Origin of the sequence: Halarchaeum grantii (assembly GCF_014647455.2) — an archaeon.
Classification (GTDB): Archaea; Halobacteriota; Halobacteria; order Halobacteriales; family Halobacteriaceae; genus Halarchaeum; species Halarchaeum grantii.
This window is the reverse complement of sequence record NZ_BMPF01000003.1, coordinates 318,943-337,732: the sequence shown is the minus strand read 5'-3', so window position 1 is coordinate 337,732 and position 18,790 is coordinate 318,943. Positions and strand designations below refer to the sequence as shown.

Here is an 18,790-nt window from a genome sequence, read left to right as displayed (position 1 = left end):
GCCAGTGGCGGAAGCCCTATACGTCTCACTTGCCAACGGACACAGTATGCCCACGCAGGACGCGCCCATCGGGTCGGTGCAAACGACCATCGATATCGTGGAAGCGCTCCGGGATCTCGACGGTGCCGGCGTTTCCGAGCTCGCGACCCACCTCGACCTCCCCACGAGTACGGTCTTCGATCACCTGCGGACGCTCGAGCAGAACGAGTTCGTGACGAGCGACGACGACGGCTACCGCGTCGGCTCGCGCTTCCTCGAGATCGGCGGCTACGCCCGCAAGCAGGACCCGCTCTATCAGGTCGCCGAACCCGAGATTCAGAAGATCGCCCACCAGACCGGCGAGCACGCGAACCTCGTCGTCGAGGACTTCGGGAAGGCGGTCTTCTACGCGAAGGCCGAGGGTGAGGACGCCTTCCAACTCGACACCCACGTCGGCAAGCGCGTCCACCTCTCGACGACCTCCGCGGGGAAGGCGATTCTCGCGGAGTTCGACGACGAGACGATCCACGACGTCCTCGACGAGCACGGCCTCCCGGCGGTCACCGAGCACACCGTCACGGACCGCGACGTGCTCTTCGAGGAGATCGAGGAATGTCGCGAGCGCGGGTTCGCGGTCGACGACGAGGAGCGTATCCCCGGCGTGCGCTGCGTCGGCGCGGCGATTACGGGCGACGACGGCGTCCTCGGCGCGGTCAGCGTCTCCGGACCGAAGAGCGGGATGCAGGACGACCGCTTCCTCGAGGACATCCCGGACCTCGTCCTCCGGACGGCGAACGTCATCGAGGTCAACATGAAGTATCAGTAGATTCGGCGTCCGGGTGGTTCGTCACACCCATTGAACCGAACTATTTATAATGGTCGACCATCCAATCTTGGAACTGTATGGCAAACGCCCGCGTTACCGTTCATCCAGAGGCGCGTATCGACCGCATCGAACCCGAAGTGCATGGCCACTTCTCCGAGCATCTCGGCCGCTGCGTCTACGACGGCCTCTACACGGACGACACGGCCGGCGAGGACGGCTTCCGCACGGACGTCCTCGAACTGCTCTCCGACCTCGACATCCCCGTCCTCCGGTGGCCCGGCGGCTGCTTCGCCGACGACTACCACTGGGAGGACGGCGTCGGCCCACAGGAGGACCGCCCGCGACGGCGGAACCTCTTCTGGGCGCAGGGCCGCGACGACGTCCCCGAGGAGTCCAACGCCTTCGGCACCGACGAGTTCCTCCAGTTCTGTGAGCGCGTCGGAACCAAGCCCTACCTCGCCGCGAACGTCGGTTCCGGCGACCCGCAGGAGGCCGCCGACTGGATGGAGTACTGCGGCTACGACGGCGACACCGAACTCGCCGACCGGCGTCGCGAGAACGGGCACGAGGAGCCCTACGAGGTGCCCTTCTGGGGCGTCGGCAACGAGAACTGGGGCTGTGGCGGTCAGATGAGCCCCGAGCAGTACGCCCGCGAGTACCGCCGCTTCGCGACCTACATGGGGTCGATGGACAACCTCATGCTCGACTACGACGTCGACCTCATCGCCTGTGGCTTCGAGGGCCACGAGTGGAACCGCCGCTTCCTCGAGGAGGTCGCGAGCGGTCGGTGGGGCGTCGACTTCCCGCTCGACCACATCACGCTCCACCACTACTACGGGCGCGCGATGACCGTCTCCGAGTCCGACGAGGACGACTACGACGAACTCCTCGTCGAGGCCCTCGAGATGGAGGAGCACATCGAGCGCATCGCGTCCGCCGTCGACGCCGCCGCCTCGACGCGCGACATCGGCGTCATCATCGACGAGTGGGGGACGTGGCATCCCGAAGCCGTCCCGGAGAACGGTCTCGAACAGCCGGGCACCGTCCTCGACGCGCTCTCCGCCGCCGCCGTCCTCGACATCTTCAACCACAACGCGGACGTGATGACGATGAGCAACATCGCGCAGACCGTCAACGTCCTCCAGTGTCTCGTGGAGACGGACGGCGACGACGCGTGGGCCCGCCCCACGTACCGCGTCTTCGACCTCTACGCGCCCCACAAGGCCAACGAGGCCGTCACGACCACCGTCGATGCGCCGACGCGTGACGTCGAGCGCAAGGACGACGACCTGCCGCTCGTCGGCGCCTCCGCCTCCGTGAGCGAGGACGGCGAGACGTACGTCACCGTCACCAACCTCGACTGCCGCGAGGGCCACTCGGTCGAGGTCGAAGTCGACGGCGGCGTCACCGCCGACGACGTCGCGGACGCGCAGGTCCTCTTCGAGGGCCAGGACGCCGGCCTCCACGTCGACGCCGACAACGCCGACGAGTTCGTCGCCGAGGACCTCGACGTCGACGTCGCCGACGGCGTTCTCACCGTCGACCTCGACGCGTCCACCGTCGCCGCCATCACGCTCGAGTAAACCGACACCCCACCCTCGTCTCGTAGCTCCGGAGCGCCCCTGCTCGGGCGCTCCACGTCGGTTTCGCCGGACGGGTTCTCGATTCATGCAAGCGCTTAACAGCGTGTGCCGTCTCGGCCGACCATGGCCACCATCGTCTTCCTCGGTGCCGGTAGCGTCACGTTCGCCAGAAACCTCCTCGGTGACGTCCTCTCCTATCCCGCACTCGCCGACAGCGATGTCGTCCTGATGGACGTCGACGCGGACGCCCTCGAACGCACCGCGTCGGTCGCGCGGGCGATGGTTGACGCGGGCGACTACGACGCCACCGTCGAGGCGACGACGGATCGCCGCGAGGCGCTCGAGGGGGCGGACTACGTCCTCTGCACCATCGGCGTCGGCGGCGCCGACCCCTTCGAGAACGAGGTCGAAATCCCGCGCGAGTACGGCGTCGAGCAGGCCGTCGGCGACACCCTCGGTCCCGGCGGAGTCTTCCGCGCGATGCGCACCCTCCCGACCCTCCTCGACGTCGCGCACGACATGGAGGCGGTCTGCCCGGACGCCCTCCTCCTCAACTACACGAACCCGATGGCGATACTCTGCTGGGCGCTCGACGAAGCGACCGACATCGAGGTCGTCGGCCTCTGCCACAGCGTCCAGCACACCGCCGAGGCCATCGCGCACTACGCGGGCGTCGACGCCGACGACCTCGAGCACTGGGTCGCCGGCATCAATCACATGGCGTGGTTCCTCGACGCCGAAGTCGACGGCGAGAGCATCTATCCCGCGCTCCACGAGGCGGCCGCCGACGACGAGCACTACACCGCCGACCCGGTCCGCTTCGAACTACTCGAGCACTTCGGCTACTTCGTCACCGAGTCCAGCCACCACCTCAGCGAGTACCTCCCCTACTTCCGCACGGACGCGGCCGTCGTCGAGGAGCTCACGCCGCCGGACGGGTACGAGGAGGGCCCCGGTGGTATCACGGCTTCGTGGATGCCGACGGGCGCGTACCTCGAGTTCTATCGCGGGATGAAGGAGTGGCAGGCCGAGCGCGACGTCGAGGACGTCGACCTCTCGGTGTCGCGCTCGAACGAGTACGCCGCCCGCATCATCCACGCCATCGAGACGGACACGCCGCGTCGCGTGAACGCGAACGTCCGCAACCACGGGGGCTCCATCACGAACCTCCCCGACGACGCCTGCGTCGAGGTGCCGTGTCTCGTCGACGGGACGGGCGTCCACCCCTGCTCGGTCGGCGACCTCCCCGCACAGCTCGCGGCGCTGATTCGCACGAACGTCGCGGTACAGGAGCAGGCCGTCGAAGCGGGCTTGGAGCGCGACGAGGACGCGCTTCGGCGCGCGATCAAACTCGACCCGCTCGCGGGCGCCGCCTGCACGCTCGACGAACTCGACGCGATGGTCGACGACCTCCTCGCGGCGAACGCCGACTACCTCCCCGCGTTCGCCTAGTCGGTCGGGAGCCAGACGCGCATCCGGCCCGCCCCGCGGTTGTCCCAGCCGTAGTAGGGGATCGCGGTCAGCGTCGCCACCGATTCGTCGTCCGCGAGGTCGTCGTACTCCCGATAGAGCGCGCCCTCCCAGCCCTCGGTGCTGACGGCGCGCGCGTCGCCCTCGATGGTGACGACGCCGTCGAGGAGGTCGGCCTCCTCGCGGGTCTCGACGGTCGACCCGGGGTCGACGCGGAGGTGCGAGGGAGCGACGCCGTCGAGGTCGGCCTCCTCGACGCAGTAGACGAGCGGGCCACGCTGGAACGCCACGCGGTCGGCGTCGTCGGGGACGTCCGGGTGCGCGGCGAGGCGCCGAACCGGGAGGGCGAAGTCGAGCGTCACCGAGTCGCCGTCCGTCCACGCGCGCTCGATGACGACGTAGCCGTCCCCGGCGTCGGCCTCGACGCGCTCGCCGTTCACGGACGCCGCGACGTCCTCACACCACTCGGGCACGCGGAGGTGGAGCGCCGTCTCGACCGGCGTCTCGGTCTCGATACCGACGGTGGTCGAGTCGCCCCACGGGTAGTCGGTCTCCTGCGTGAGCGTCACGTCCGCGCCGTCGACGCTGAGGTCGGCTTCGCCGCCGACGTAGAGGGTGACGTAGACGTCGTCGTCGGGGCCCTGTGCGTAGACGTACTCGCCGAGGGAGGCGAAGAGTCGCGCGACGTTCGGCGGACAGCACGCGCACTGGAACCAGCCCGCGCGGTGGTGGTGGCCGAGGCTCTCGAGGGGGTTCTCGTAGAAGAACGACGTCCCGTCGAGCGAGACACCGGCGAGCACGCCGTTGTAGAGCGCGCGCTCGAGCACGTCGTAGAAGCGCGCCTCACCGGTCAACTGGAACATCCGGTGGTTCCAGAAGACGCTCCCGATGGCCGCGCAGGTCTCGGCGTACGCGGTGCGGTTGCGCAGGTCGTAGTCGACGGTGAAGCCCTCGTGGGCGGACTCGGAGCCGATGCCGCCGGTGACGTACATCCGCTTCGTGGTCATGTTCGTCCAGAGCGTCTCGAGGGTGCGGTAGAGGTCGTCCTCGCCGGTCTCCGCGACGAGGTCGGCGACGCCACTATATAGGTACATCGCGCGCACGGCGTGGCCGTCGACGGTCTCCTGTTCGCGGACGGGTTCGTGGGCTTGGGCGTAGGAGCCGTCCCACTTGCCGTCCTCGAGGAAGATGTCGGGCGGGACGTCGCCGCCGGTCTCATCGGGGTGTTCGGCCTCCCACCCGAGCCGGGTGTCCTCGCGGCCGCGTCGGTCGACGAAGTACTGCGCGAGGTCGAGGTAGCGCTCCTCGTCGGTGACGCGGTAGAGCTTCACGAGCGCGAGCTCGATGCCCTCGTGGCCGGGGACGCCGTCGAGGTCGTCCGGGCCGGTGCCGAAGACGCCGTCGATGTGGTCGGCGAGGTCGGTCGCGACGGCGAGGAGCGACGTCTCGCCGGTCGCCCGATGGTGCGCGACGGCCGCCTCGATCAGGTGGCCCGCGCAGTAGAGTTCGTGCATCATGTTCAGATTCGTCCATCGGTTCTCCGGCTCCTCGAGCGCGAAGTACGTGTTCAGGTAGCCGTCCTCCTCCTGGGCCGCCCCCACCAGCTCGATGACCTCCTCGACTCGCTCCCTCAACTCGGGGTCGTCGCGGGTGGCCAGCACGTAGCTCGCCGCCTCCAACCACTTGTACGTGTCCGAGTCCTCGAACCACATCCCCTGGAAGCCGCCGGTCTTCCCGTCGCGGACGCGGCGGAAGTTCTCGAGGCTGCGCTCCCCGAGGCGGTCGTACTGGTGTTCGAGCGTCACCTCGCGGTTCGTCTCGAGGCGGTCGTTCCAGAACCCGTCGTCGATCGAGACGTCGGTGAGCGGTACCGGGTCGAGTCGCTCGTCAGTCGGGCGTCGAGTCATAGTACTGTCTCCGCACAGACGGTATTAATTGTGATGGATCGGCCACCGGCCGACCGGATACCCCGTCCGGTGATCCGGTTTGCAGACTCGGCGTTTCACAGAGCGGAACAGGACGAGGTGATCGGCTTATTCTCCTCTACGCTTCCTCGAACTCCCGGAGCGGGTCCCAGTCGAAGTAGAGCGCAGCGGCGAGCGCGAGGATGAACACCACTTGGACGGCCAGCGTGAGTATCGTGATGACGTATCCGCCGGTTCCCGGCGTCTGAAACGGGAGTATGAACAGGGTGAGGAGTGCGAGGAACGAGACGATGACGAGGAGAAACCGGAAGACCGTCTTGCTCAGCTGCATTGTGCATCGGTAGCACGGACGCGGTGAAATACGTACCGATACGTGGAACCCGACCCGCCGTCGAGGCGCCTCGACCGCCGCGTCGTCCCGTTTCCTCACGGCCGTCGAGATACGGCATACCCGGCGGTATAGGCCGTATCGACCCGAAGAACGTGCGTTCGGTCGCCGAGTTGGAATACTTTGCTAACATTTATTATGGATGAATCGACATGACCCTGTGTGACATCGAGCAACCACTCGAGTGACGATAGCAGTCGGGCTAGTAGCGGTATCGACCGTCGCGAGCTCATGCGTCGCGCCGGGATGGCCGGCGCCGGTGCGGGGATGGTGTCGATCGCGGGATGCGGTGGGCAGAACGACGACGGGACCACGACGCAGGGGACCACCGGATCGAGCGACGGGTCCGGCGGCTCCGGCGTCGCGGACGACTCCTTCGCGAACTACGTCACTGCCAACCCGACGAACTGGCAGTTCAACCACTTCAACTTCACCCAGCCGTTCAGTCACCCGATGCAGACGGACATGCTGCAGCGGTGGGTCATCTCGACGAACGAGTTCTCCGATTACGCCGTCTCCATCGACGAGTTCGACGGCCAGAACGAGCGCGCCGTCCTCTCCGTCCGCGACGGGCTCACGTGGCACAACGGCGACCCCGGCGACCCGGTCACCGGCGAGGACCTGATGGCGTGGTTCGTCTGCCACGCCGCCGTCAACTCGACGGTCGCCGGGCTGTACAACGCGAACGACATCGAGGTCACCGGCGATCGGCAGATCGAACTCCCGCTCGACGGCTCGGTCAACGAGAGCATCTTCCGCCAGTCGCTGAACAACTTCTGGCTCAACGTTCCCTATCACCGCTACGGCGAGTACGTCGAACGGTTCATGGACGCGACGAGCGACGAGGAGCGCAACAGCGTCCGTACCGACCTCCGAAGCGCCTCGTTCGATGAGCCGTTCGGGAACGGCCCCTTCAAGTTCGTCTCCCGTTCCTCGAACCGGCTCCGGATGGAGCTCTACGAGCACCACCCGGACGCGGACCAGATCAACTTCGACTACTGGGACGTCATCCGCGCCTCGACGGACACCGCGAGCGTCGTCCTCGGGATGGCTCCCGAGGGGGACATCGACATGGTGCGCAACTTCACGCCGCCCCAGTCCGTCCTCAGCCAGGCCAAACAGAACGACGGCATCCTGACGAACCAGATCCCCGCGCTCTGGGGGCAGGCCCTCCCGTTCAACTGCGGACACGAGGACTTCGGGAACATCCGCGTCCGTCAGGCCATCGCCGAACTCATCGACCGCGACCTCGTCTCGCGCAACTACGGGGAGTTCGGCGTCCCCGTGCAGGCGCCGAGCGGTCTCGTCGGCAACATCAACGGGCAGAACGAGCAGACCGACCGCTGGACGCGCTGGGTCACTGACGAGGGCGAGGAACAGCTCCACCGGTATCAGAACCCCGAGCGCGGCCGGCGCCTCCTCCGCGAGGAGGGTTACACGAAGCAGGGCGGCAAGTGGATGCGCCCCGACGGGACGCAGCTCTCGATGCCGATCAAGGTCCCGTCGGGCTACACGGACTGGCATCCGATCTACCAGACGATCTCCAGCCTGCTCACTGACGAGGGCATCGACTCCGAGGTGAAGATGATCGACTCGACGTCCTACTACCCCAACCACTACCTCGAGGGGAACTACGTCACTGCGGCGACCGGGTGGACGCTCGGTCGCGACAACCCGTGGTACACCTTCGGCCAGTGGTTCCGCCCGCTCGCGGACAAGGTGTACAAGATGAACTTCAAGCCGACGGAGGTGGAGGTCCCGCCCGTCGGCGAACCGGACGGCGAACTGCAGAGCGTCGACGTCCTCCAGCTCTTCCAGAACGTCCGGAACGCCTCCGAGGAGAACCTCCAGGAGGCGATCACGGAGTTCGCGTGGGTCGCTAACCAGTTCATCCCGATGCTCCCCATCCTCGAGATCAACGACACCGCGTGGATGACCAGCGATGACTGGAACTGGGAGCCCGCCAAGGACGACGCCGCGTGGCAGGCGAAGTGGCCGCAGTGGTGGTTCCCGCGCATGGGCCTCATGAACGGGAAGTCCAACTGAACGAGAAGACCAACTGAACGCCGACGCGACGACTGCGACGCTTCTCCGCTTTTCACCGGTCTACGGCGCCGTCGCGGCGTCACCGACCGCCATCGCCGCGCCGTCTTGCATTAAAGACCACAATCTATATGACACTACAATAATGATGTCACACAGTAATCCATGCGATACATAGTCAGGCGAGTCGGCCAGTCGATTCTCACGGTCTTATCCGTGGTCGTACTCACCTTCCTCCTCGTCCGGGCGATGCCCGGTGGCCCGGTCGATTACCTCCGTGCGAAACTCATGCAGTCCCGCACGGGAAACCAGATCAGCATGAGCGAGCTCCAGTCGCTCGCGGCGGAGTACATGAACATTCACCCGGGCGAGCCGATCTGGATGCAGTTGTGGTACTACATCTCGAGTCTCGCGCAGGGCGACCTCGGGCGCTCGATCTGGTACGGTGAACCGGTCGCGGACATCATCCTCCAGTCCGCCCCGTGGACGCTCTTCTTGCTCACGACCTCCATCATCCTCACGTTCGCCATCGGCATCGTCCTCGGCGCCGTGATGGCGTACAAGGAGGGGTCGTGGTTCGACAACGGCTCGACGGTGGTCTCGATGTTCCTCAACTCGGTGCCGTACTTCATCGCCGCGCTCCTGTTCGTCTACGTCGTCTCGATTCAGCTCTCCCTCCTCCCGGCCTCGGGCAACGTCGCGTCCGGCATGGAGGCCTCGTTCTCGGTGGCGTACATCGGGAGCATCATCGAGCACTCGATCCTCCCCATCCTCTCGCTCGTCATCACTGGCTTCGGGGGTATCTCGCTCGGGATGCGCGGCAACGCGATCAAGGAGATCGGTGAGGAGTACATCCGCGTCGCCCACCTTCGCGGCGTCTCCGGGCGTCGGATCGCGACCCGCTACGTCGGCCGCAACGCCGTGCTCCCGCTGTACACGCAGTTCATGATCTCCATCGGGTTCATGTTCGGTGGCTCCGTCATTCTCGAACAGATCTTCGCGTACCCGGGACTCGGCTACTACCTGCTGACGGCGATCAACGCGCGGGACTACCCGCTCATGATGGGTATCTTCATCACCATCACGGTCGCCGTCGTCATCTGTATCCTGTTCGCCGACCTGACCTACAGCAAAGTCGACCCCCGCGTCTCCTCGGGGTCGGGTGAGTCGTACTAACGAGCGCATCCATGTCAGAAGCCAACGATACGTTCACGGGCGGTTCGAGTATCGAGCGAGAGAGCGCACGGTCCCAATCGGACCTCTATCGAGAGCGACTGGATCGCTACGTCCTGACTCCGTTCCGCGTCGTCTGGAGCGACTGGCGGACGCGACTCGGGACGCTCATCATCCTGTTCTACATCTTCGTCGGCACCGTCGGCGTCAGGCTCGTCGACCCGCCCGAGGTCGGCGGTCCGCGACTCGCCGGCATCTTCGAGGCGTCGGGCTACCCGCTGGGGACGAACAACCTCGGCGAGAGCCTGATGGCCAGCCTCGTCCACGCGACGCCGCCGATGCTGAAGATGATCCTCGCGGGTGCGGTCTTCGCGACCGCTATCGCCGTCGTCCTCGGCACCGTCTCCGGATACAAGGGCGGGACGGTCGACGCCGTCATCTCGACCATCGTCGACATCGCGATGACGATTCCCGGCCTCCCGCTGATCATCCTCATCGTCGTCACGTTCGAGCCGAGCAGCCCGTACCTGATCGGTATCGTCCTCTCGATCAACGGCTGGGCGGGTCTCGCGCGGAACATCCGCTCGCAGGTGCTCGAACTCCGCGACAACTCCTACGTCGAGGCGTCGCGGATCATGGGGCGCTCGCTCAGCGGTATCATCTTCGACGACATCCTGCCGAACATCATGCCGTTCGTCCTGATTAGCTTCGTGAACACCGCACGCGCCGTCATCTTCGGGTCCGTCGCCCTCTACTACCTCGGTATCCTCCCGGTTTCGTTCAACAACTGGGGGATCATGCTGAACCGAGCGTACTCGACGGGCGGCGCGATTTACTCGTGGGACTCGGTCTACTGGGTCGTCCTCCCGATGGTGACCATCGTCATGCTGTCGTTCGGTCTCGTGCTGTTCTCGCAGGGGACCGAGCGGCTCTTCAACCCACGCATCAGGGCGCGTCACGCCGAGACTATCGACGACACCACGCCGATGGAGAAGTAACTCATGCACGCTGAAGCCACACACAAGTTCGACGTCACGGATCCGATCTTCGAAGTCCGGAACGCCTCGGTCACGTTCGACATGGAGCGCGGGGAGTCCAAGGTGATGGACTCGGTCGACATGGACGTCGACCGGAGCGAGATCCTCGGGGTCGTCGGCGAGTCCGGGAGCGGGAAGTCGATGTTCGCGTCCGCGCTCCTCGACGCCGTCCCCGAACCCGGCGTGCTCTCCGGGGAGATCATGTTCCACCCCGAAGAGGGCGAGCCCATCGACCTCCTCGACCAGTCGGAGGCCGAGATCAAGGAGATCCGCTGGGAGCAGATCGCGATGGTCTTCCAGGGCGCGATGAGCTCGTTCAACCCGACGATGACCATCGGCGACCACTTCGAGGAGACGCTGAAGACGCACGGCCGCGACGTCGATGCGGGCATGGAGCACGCGGACGAACTCCTCTCACAGCTCTACCTCGAGCCCGAGCAGGTCTTCGAGTCCTACCCGCACGAGCTCTCCGGGGGGATGAAGCAGCGCGCGCTCCTCGCGCTCTCGCTCCTCCTCGAACCCGAGGTGCTCGTGATGGACGAGCCGACGGCCGCGCTCGACCTCCTGATGCAGCGCTCCATCATCGAGCTCATCCGGAAGATCGGCCGCGAGCGCGACCTCACCATCGTCTTCATCACGCACGACCTCCCGCTCGTCGCCAACCTCGCCGACCGGATCGGCGTCCTCTACGCCTTCGAGTTTATCGAGGTCGGCCCCGCCTACGACGTCCTCACGGACTCGAAACACCCGTACACGCGCGCGCTCCTCAACTCGACGCCGAACCTCGACACGCCGCGCGAGGAGATGCGGCCGATCGAGGGCAAGAGCCCGGACCCGGTGAACGTGCCCGTGGGCTGTACGTATCACCCGCGCTGTCCGATCTCCGACGAGAACTGCGTGCAAAACGACCCGCCGTTCCAGTCCGCCGGCGGCAGCGCCGACCACCAATCCAAATGCCACTACATCGACCGGACTCGCGAGGAGATCCCGCTGAACCTGCAGGAGGTAGAGTACAATGACTGAGGGCGAGCACGTCGTCTCGCTCGACGACGTCCACGTCCACTTCGAGTCCGAGTCCGGCATCTTCTCCCGCGAGAAAGACGTCGTGAAAGCCGTCGACGGCGTCAGCCTCGACATCGAGGAGAACGACGTCGTCGCGCTCGTCGGGGAGTCCGGTTGCGGGAAGACGACGCTCGGGAAGACGGCGATCGGGACCCAACGCCCGACAGAGGGCTCGATAGCGTACCGCGGGCAGGACGTCTGGGAGGCCCGCGACAAGGACGGCGACGTCGAGATCCCCTTCGAGCGCATCCGCCGCGCGCTCCAGATCATCCATCAGGACCCCGGCGCGTCGCTCAACCCGAACAAGACGGTGTTGCACTCGCTCATGGTGCCGCTGAAGCTCACGAAACCCGACATGGACGCCTTCGACCGGCGCGAGCGCGTCCACGAGATGCTCTCCCGCGTGGGAATGGAGCCCCCGGAGGACTACGCGAACCGCTATCCGCACCAGCTCTCGGGCGGCGAGCGCCAGCGCGTCGCGCTCATCCGCGCGCTGCTGATGAACCCGGACCTCATCCTCGCGGACGAGGCCGTGAGCGCGCTCGACGTGAGCCTCCGCATCGACATGATGGACCTGATGCTCGAACTGCAGGACCAGTTCGACACCTCCTACCTCTTCGTCAGCCACAACCTCTCGAACGCGAGCTACGTGACGGGGAAGGCGGACGGTCGCATCGGCGTGATGTACCTCGGCGAGCTCGTCGAAATCGGCCCGATAGACGAGGTCATCGAGAACCCCCAGCACCCGTACACGAAGGTGTTGATGTGGGCGGCGCCGAACCTGAATCCGGACGCCGAGGAGGAACCGGAGTCGCCGCTTCGCAAGATCGACATCCCGGACCCGCGCGACCCGCCGGAGGGCTGTCGCTTCCACACGCGCTGTCCGGAGGCGCGTGAGGTCTGCAAGGAAGAACCGCCGGGCACGGACGTCGACGACGCCGGGAATCACCGCGTCGCCTGCTACCGGGCGATCGACGACCACGAGTACTGGGAGAGTCCCGAACTGGTCGACTGAGGGCTACTCTTCTCCTTTTAGTCCGCGCCGTGTTTCGGGGCGTAGCCGCAGTTCTGGCAGACGAGGAGTCCGTTCTGTCGCGTCACGTCGGTCGCACATCGCGTACACGTGTACTGCACACACGCCAGCTAGTTCGACGACCACATAATTGTTTATACGACGGTTGTCGAACCTCAGGGGTCGAGCGGGTCGTGGAAGGCGACGCGGGCGTCGTAGCCGACCGCCTCGTAGGTCGTCGTCGGCCACTCGCCCGTCGTCGTCGCCACCTCCACTCCCGCGTCGGTGACGAGCGCGGTGTCCTCGCATTTCGCGCCCTGCACGGTCGGGTTCCACGCGTACGGCAGCGGGCGCTCGATCGGCGTTTCGCTTCCCGGCGTGGCGGTCCACTCGCGGGTCGCGCTCGCGATGGCGCCGCCCTGGTGGTGCGCGCGCCACTCGCCCTCGTATCCGAGCGCGTCGTAGGCGTCGGCGATCGCGTCGAAGACGTCGCCGGCCGTTGCGGCCTCGCGGGTCGCGGCGAGCGCGGTCGCCGCGACGCGACAGGCGGCGTCGTGGCGCTCGCGGAGCCACGCGGGCGCGTCGAACGCCACCGTCCGCGTCACCGCGACGTCGTGGCCGGCGCGCTCCGAGACGACGGTCAGGTGGCCGAAATCGCCGAGCTCGGCGTCCGTCGGCGTGAAGTGGCGGTGGCGCTGTGAGCGCTCGTCGCCGCCGACGAGGACGACGGGCGCGCGGAAGCCGCGCCGTCGGAGCGCTCGCGCGAGATCGGCGGCCGCCTCCCGCTCCGTCGTCCCCGGCGTCACGTCGCGCGCGACGGCTTCGACGGCCGCCGCCGTCTCCTCGCACGCCGCTCGGTAGCGCTCGCGCTCCGCCGCCGGCATCGGCGCGCGAAGCGGCGTCGCGTCCACGACGTCGAGGCCCGCGACGGGGACATCGGCGGCGGCCTCGCCCCGGTGGTGGGCGGCGACCGCCTCGCGAAGCGAGTGCGACTCCCAGCCGTACTCGGTGGTCTCGGGCGCGATACCGTGTTCGTCGAGTCCGGGGAGTTCCTCCTCGCGGATGCGCGCGCGCTCGTTGTTCGGCGCGAGGACGCGCACGCCGTCCTCGCCGACGCCGAGTGCGGCGACGCCGACGTCGCTCGTCGCGTCCACGATGGGGTTCCCGCCGCTCAGCCACCCGTAGTTCGTCGGGGTGAGGAACCACAGTTCGTCGAGGCCGCGCCGCTCGCGGAGTGCGTCGATTCTGTCGAGCTTCGTCGCCGTGGCGTACGCCATACTTGAAGGGGTGCGTGCGGCGAGTAAAAAGCCTCGCGTCCGGCCGCGTCAGTCGGCGGTGACGCGGACGACGCCGTAGCGCGGGAGCGTGAGCGAGACGACGCCGTCCTCGACGGCGTGCGTCTCCGTCGTGGGCGTGACGCGCTCGGGGTCCTCGTAGGTGTTCTCGGCGGTCATCTCCTCGGCGGCGAGCGTTGTCACCGCCACTTCGCCGTGGCCGTCGAGGAGCGCGCCGCCGGCGAGTTCGACGTCGACGTCGCCGCGGCCGGCGTCGCGGTGGACGAGGAGGACGGCGGCGTCGTGCCCGTCGGGGTCGTCGACGGCGACGGCGTCGACGGCGGGTGCGTCCTCGACGGGATCGAGCGTGCCGAACCACTCCGCGGTGTCGGCGCCGAACGTCGCCGCCGTGGAGAAGGTCCCGCAGGTGAGGTCGACGCCGACGGGCGTGCCGCCGGCGAGCGAGAGCCCGAGGCGCTGGCCGTAGTAGCAGGGTTCGGCGTGCGTGCGCTCACGAGTCTTCCGGATGCCCGCGCCGTGGTTGCCGACGCCGGAGTGGGTCACCATGCGGACGAAGCCGTCGCGGATGCAGGCGGTGACGATGGACGCGTCGAAGACGGCTTCGGTGATGGAGGAGTTTCGCGGCAGGTCGTCCTCGGTCATCGCGTCGCCTTCAGCGCCCTCGTCGAAGCGCGTGAACAACTGGAGTTCGGTGATGGCGAGGCGCGTCCCCGCGAGGCCGGCGTCCTCGCAGTCCGCGCGGACGGCGGCGTACTCCTCGCTGAGTTGCTCGGCGACGCCCGTGTGAGCGTTGTAGAGCTCGACGGGGTCGGTGCTCGCGTCCGCGTGCGCTTCGAGGAGCACGTGGTCGGTGAGCCAGTCGAGGTCGTCGCTCGCCGCGAGGAAGGGGTCGTTCCAGTCGGTGAGTCGGTTCCCGCAGGCGAACACCTCGATGTCGTCGTCGACGGCCGCCATCGCCTCGCGGAAGCGCGCGAGGCGGTCCGCGTAGCCGTCGGGCGTCGTCCACGTCACCTGCCACGGCCCGTAGACCTCGTTCCCGACCTCCCAGTAGGTGACGTCGTAGGGCTCGGGGTGGCCGTTGGCGGCGCGGAGCGCGCCCATCTCGGTCTCCTCGGGGTCGCCGTTGCAGTACTCGACCCAGCGCGCGGCCTCGCCGGGCGTGCCGTCGCCGGCGTTCAAGCACACCATCGGCTCACAGCCCACGGCCTCGCAGAACCGGAGGAACTCGTCGGTCCCGAAGAGGTTCGGTTCGATGCCGTCCCACGCGGGGTTCGGTTTCGTCGGGCGCTCCTCGACGGGGCCGACGCCGTCGCGCCAATGGTACCCCGAGACGAAGTTCCCGCCCGGCCATCGGAGGACGGGGAGGTCGGCGTCGCGGAGCAACTCGACGACTTCGGGGTCGGCGGTCTCGACGTGGTCGTCCGGGTAGCAGCGAACGTGGTCGAGGACGAGGTTCGCGTCCGCGTCGGTGGTGACGCTGAAGCCGAAGACGGCGTCGTCGGCGCAGTCGTAGTCGACGACGCCGAGGTCGAACTCGCGGGTCGCCATCGTCGTGCCGGCGCGAACCGTCGTCTCGGCGACGGGGTCGCCGAGCGCGCCGTCGGCGTCCGTCTCGTGGACCGCGAGGCGGACCGTCGTCTCGTCAGTGGCGCGGAGCGCGACGTCGCCCTCGAACCGCTCGGTGCGGTGGAGCGGGAGGTAACACCACTGCGCGATGCCCGCGTGCCCGTGCGCGCCGTCGGTTTCGATGCGCTGGGCGCGGTCGCCGGCGGTGCCGACGTCGGGGCTGGTGCGGACGCCGTCGCCGTGGTGGAACCACCAGAACGCACAGCCGTCCCGATAGGCGGCTTCGAGGCGGTCGGCCGCCGGGAGGTCGTGCGTCTCGACGTACGTCCGGATGCGCTCGTCGATCTCGTCGTGGTCGTGGATGGCGCCGCGTCCGCCGTCGGCGTCGTAGGTCTCGTGCTGGAACTTCCACGAGCCGACGGTCGGGTTGAACAGCGTCTGGGCTTCGAGGGCGTTCTTCACGCGCCACGGCGAGTAGAGGTGCTCGACGAACTTCCCGAAGAGCTCGTCCGAGACGTCGTGGTCGGCGCGCCGGTCGGGGTCGAGACTGACGGTCGCGGTCCCGTCGCCACCGCTCGTGTGGCGGAGGAGGTCGGCCATGCCTTCGTGTGTCACGGAGGGCCCGTAAATAGCTATGCCGACCGGCCGACTCTACCGGCTCCCGTCGCTGGCTTCCCGTTTCCCCGTACTGAACGAGCGTCCGACGATTCGATGCAGTCGTCCCGGAAACGACATCAATCATTAACGTTAATTATTTATATTGACGGGAGATGGTTGTGAACACATGTCGTCCGACCCACCGCACGAGGAGAGCACGGAGTCCGAGCGCGCCGGCCTTTCCCGACGCCAGTACCTCGCCACACAGTCCCTCCTGGCCGCCGGCGCCGTCACCGGCGCGGGGAGCGGCGTCGCGTCCGCCGACGACGCCGACTCGCGCACGCCCGTTCGGAACACCGTCTCGGTCGATACCGACGAGCGCTCCGAGGCGACCGTCCCCGACACGCTCTTCGGTCGGCTGAACGAGCACTACGGCGACGCCACCATCTATCCCGGCGTCTACTCGCTGCACGCCATGAACCCCACGTTCTGGCGGGTGCCGGACTACTGGTTCGGCGACGGCATCGACACCTTCTACGACATCGACCGGGACGACGTGCTGCCCTATCCGTGGGAGCGCGTCGCCGGCGACGGCGTCGACGTCGCCCACCGGACGGACGGCGAGCACGTCGCCGGCGGGGAGACCCCGAACGGCGCCGTCGGCTATCCCCGCATCACGCTCGACGACGCGAGCGGCGGCCTGAAACAGCGCATCGTCCTCCCGGACCAGCGCACGCTCGGCTACGACCTCGGCGTCTCCGTGCGCGGGAGCGTCGACGCCGTCACCGTCGCCCTCGAAACGCTCGACGGCGACGTCCTCGCGGCCGAACGGCTCGGCGTCGGGGCGGAGTGGACGCGCCACGAACCGACGCTCGAACTCGACGAGCGGAGCGGCGACCAGTACGTCGGCGGCGCCGTCGCGGACGTCCAGACGCCGTACGGCCAGTACGCCGTGACGTTCACCGCCGAGGGGACCGGCCACTTCGACGTCGACTTCGTCGAACTCGCCGCCGACGACGCCGTCAACGGCAAGTTCAACCCGTACACGGTCGAGCTGCTCGCGGAGCAGAACGGGACGTGGCTGAAGTGGCCGGGCGGGAACGTCACGAGTCAGTACAACTGGCGCGACGGCATCGGCCCGCTCGCGGAGCGGACGCCGCGCTTCAACCACGCGTGGCAGGGGATGCAGCCCAACTTCTTCGGCACCGCCGAGTACCTTGAACTCTGCGAGGTCGCGGACCTCACGCCCGAGATCACCGTCGGCTGGTGGGACAACCCGCCCGAGTGGGCGGCCGAGCGCCAGATACTCCCCGAGGACGCCGCCGACTGGGTGGCGTACGTCAACGCCGACGCCGACACCGAGATGGGGTCGCTACGCGCCGACCACGGCCGCTCCGAGCCGTGGGGCGTCGAGCACTGGGGCGTCGGCAACGAGGTCTGGGGCGACTGGCAGTGGGGCCACACCAGTGACGCGGGCGAGTACGCCACCGGCTCCGAGGAGCGCATCGGCTTCGACGCCTACTCGGAGGCGATGCGCGACGTCGACGACGACATCACCGTCATCGCGAGCGGGTGGGACCCGGGGGAGGCCGCGCACGCGGACAACCCGTGGAACGAGACGCTCCTCGAGGAACTCGACCCCGACCTCCTCGACGGGCTGAACATCCACCGCTACCAGTGGGGACTCGACGACGCGGACGCCGTCGAGTCGTGGAAGGCCGAACACGACGCGGACGACTGGGACTACAACGAGGTGATGGTGATGGCGGCGACCCAACTCGGCGACCAGCTCGCCGGTCTCGGCGACCTCGCGGACGAGAAGGGGTACGACGACTTCTACCTCAACCTCAGCGAGCTCGGCATCTTCCCGACGGTCGCGTCGGGCGCGCCCTACCCCGGTCCGGAGACGATGCCGGGCGCGTCGTACGTCGCGGGCGCGCTGAACGCCGCGATTCGCCAGCCGGACACCGTCGAGTGGGTCTCGCAGACGTGGGTGCCGACGAAGTCGTGGGTGCCCGTGAAGACGGACGACTACCCGCCGGATCCGAACCCGCTCCGGCCCGACGGGTCGGTCACGGGCCTCTACTCGGCGGTCTTCGAGGGGGATACCGAGTGGAACTCGGTCGGCGTCGAGACGACCGGCGCGAGTCGCGACCTCCCGGACACGGGCCCGCGCATCGAGCCGATGTCGGACGTCCCGTACGTGGACGCCGCCGCGATGCAGGCGCGTCGCGGCCGCGAACTCGCGGTCTTCCTCACGAACCGCAACCTCCGGACGGACAGCGAGGTGTCGGTCGAGCTCGGCGAGCGCTACGCGGACTGCGCGGTCGAACTCGTCCAGCTCGCGCCGTCGGCGTCGGAGCGCCCGCTTCCGCACGCCCTCCCGATGTCGTGGGACGAGCCGACGAACTACACGGTCGAGCACGTCGTGCGGGAAGTCGGCTCGGACGGCACGCTCGCGCTCTCGCTCGGGCCGGCCTCGGTCGCGCGTCTCTACGTCGACGGTGATCGGGGGCGCGCCGACGTCATCGGCGACAACGGCGTCTGGCCCGGCCTCGACGGCGTCGAGGACATCCCGATAGAGAACGAGCGGAAACCCGGCCGCCGGAAGGGGCGGGACGGGGCGGACTCCCAACCCGGCAAGTCGGAGCGGAGCGGTCGGGGGCAACAGGAGGAGTAGTCGACTCCCTCACTTCCGTAGCCACCGCGAAATCAGGAACAGGAGTATAGGTGTAAAGACGCCGGGTTCACCGAAGCGAAACACAGTGTATGCAATGATGTAACGTTACGTTTTCCAACTTATAATTCGTCGCCTGTGTCACAGGTTCTTGGGG

General features: G+C 67.6%; 13 protein-coding genes. 9 read left to right on the top strand and 4 right to left on the bottom strand.

The window, feature by feature from the left end:
- Positions 1–46: 46 nt before the first annotated feature.
- The 3 genes from IEY12_RS11580 (at position 47) to melA (ending at position 3,840) form a co-directional block, all read left to right on the top strand.
- Positions 47–805 carry an IclR family transcriptional regulator gene (locus tag IEY12_RS11580; protein ID WP_188883872.1) on the top strand — a complete coding sequence of 253 codons (759 nt, stop codon included), beginning with the start codon at positions 47–49 and terminating at the stop codon, positions 803–805.
- A gap of 77 nt (positions 806–882) precedes the next feature.
- Positions 883–2,388, top strand: coding sequence for an alpha-N-arabinofuranosidase (locus IEY12_RS11575; RefSeq protein ID WP_188883871.1), 1,506 nt, complete (start codon positions 883–885; stop codon positions 2,386–2,388).
- A gap of 123 nt (positions 2,389–2,511) precedes the next feature.
- A complete protein-coding gene (gene melA / locus IEY12_RS11570) occupies positions 2,512–3,840 on the top strand; it encodes an alpha-galactosidase (RefSeq protein ID WP_188883870.1) in 1,329 nt (442 codons plus the stop codon).
- Here the strand turns inward: melA and IEY12_RS11565 are convergent.
- Positions 3,837–5,765 (bottom strand): glycoside hydrolase family 127 protein, encoded by a 1,929-nt coding sequence (locus IEY12_RS11565; RefSeq protein WP_188883869.1) that lies wholly within the window; start codon positions 5,763–5,765, stop codon positions 3,837–3,839. The two genes, melA and IEY12_RS11565, sit on opposite strands and share 4 nt — an antisense overlap.
- A 136-nt stretch (positions 5,766–5,901) precedes the next feature.
- Entirely contained in the window at positions 5,902–6,114 is a 213-nt protein-coding gene (locus IEY12_RS11560; RefSeq protein WP_188883868.1) for a hypothetical protein, read from the bottom strand.
- A 219-nt stretch (positions 6,115–6,333) separates the two neighbouring features.
- Between IEY12_RS11560 and IEY12_RS11555 the strand changes: the two genes are divergently transcribed.
- From IEY12_RS11555 to IEY12_RS11535, 5 genes are all read left to right on the top strand, one after another.
- Positions 6,334–8,217, top strand: a complete 1,884-nt coding sequence (locus tag IEY12_RS11555) for an ABC transporter substrate-binding protein (protein ID WP_229871222.1) — start codon at positions 6,334–6,336, stop codon at positions 8,215–8,217.
- A gap of 162 nt (positions 8,218–8,379) precedes the next feature.
- Complete coding sequence (locus IEY12_RS11550; RefSeq protein WP_188883867.1) at positions 8,380–9,390, top strand: ABC transporter permease; 1,011 nt, start codon at positions 8,380–8,382, stop codon at positions 9,388–9,390.
- Between the two features lie 11 nt (positions 9,391–9,401).
- A complete protein-coding gene (locus tag IEY12_RS11545) occupies positions 9,402–10,385 on the top strand; it encodes an ABC transporter permease (RefSeq protein ID WP_188883866.1) in 984 nt (327 codons plus the stop codon).
- A 3-nt stretch (positions 10,386–10,388) separates the two neighbouring features.
- A complete protein-coding gene (locus tag IEY12_RS11540; RefSeq protein WP_188883865.1) occupies positions 10,389–11,447 on the top strand; it encodes an ABC transporter ATP-binding protein in 1,059 nt (352 codons plus the stop codon).
- The gene (locus tag IEY12_RS11535; RefSeq protein ID WP_188883864.1) at positions 11,440–12,501 is read left to right on the top strand and encodes an ABC transporter ATP-binding protein; all 1,062 of its coding nucleotides are present in this window, start codon (positions 11,440–11,442) and stop codon (positions 12,499–12,501) included. Before IEY12_RS11540 ends, IEY12_RS11535 begins: the two co-directional genes overlap by 8 nt.
- A 173-nt stretch (positions 12,502–12,674) precedes the next feature.
- On the opposite strand, the gene IEY12_RS11530 is transcribed toward IEY12_RS11535, so the two are convergent.
- Positions 12,675–13,775 (bottom strand): M24 family metallopeptidase, encoded by a 1,101-nt coding sequence (locus IEY12_RS11530; protein ID WP_188883863.1) that lies wholly within the window; start codon positions 13,773–13,775, stop codon positions 12,675–12,677.
- A gap of 48 nt (positions 13,776–13,823) precedes the next feature.
- Positions 13,824–15,959, bottom strand: coding sequence for an alpha-L-arabinofuranosidase C-terminal domain-containing protein (locus tag IEY12_RS11525; protein WP_188883862.1), 2,136 nt, complete (start codon positions 15,957–15,959; stop codon positions 13,824–13,826).
- A gap of 184 nt (positions 15,960–16,143) precedes the next feature.
- Between IEY12_RS11525 and IEY12_RS11520 the strand changes: the two genes are divergently transcribed.
- The gene (locus IEY12_RS11520; RefSeq protein ID WP_229871211.1) at positions 16,144–18,636 is read left to right on the top strand and encodes an alpha-L-arabinofuranosidase; all 2,493 of its coding nucleotides are present in this window, start codon (positions 16,144–16,146) and stop codon (positions 18,634–18,636) included.
- The last annotated feature ends 154 nt before the right edge of the window (positions 18,637–18,790 follow it).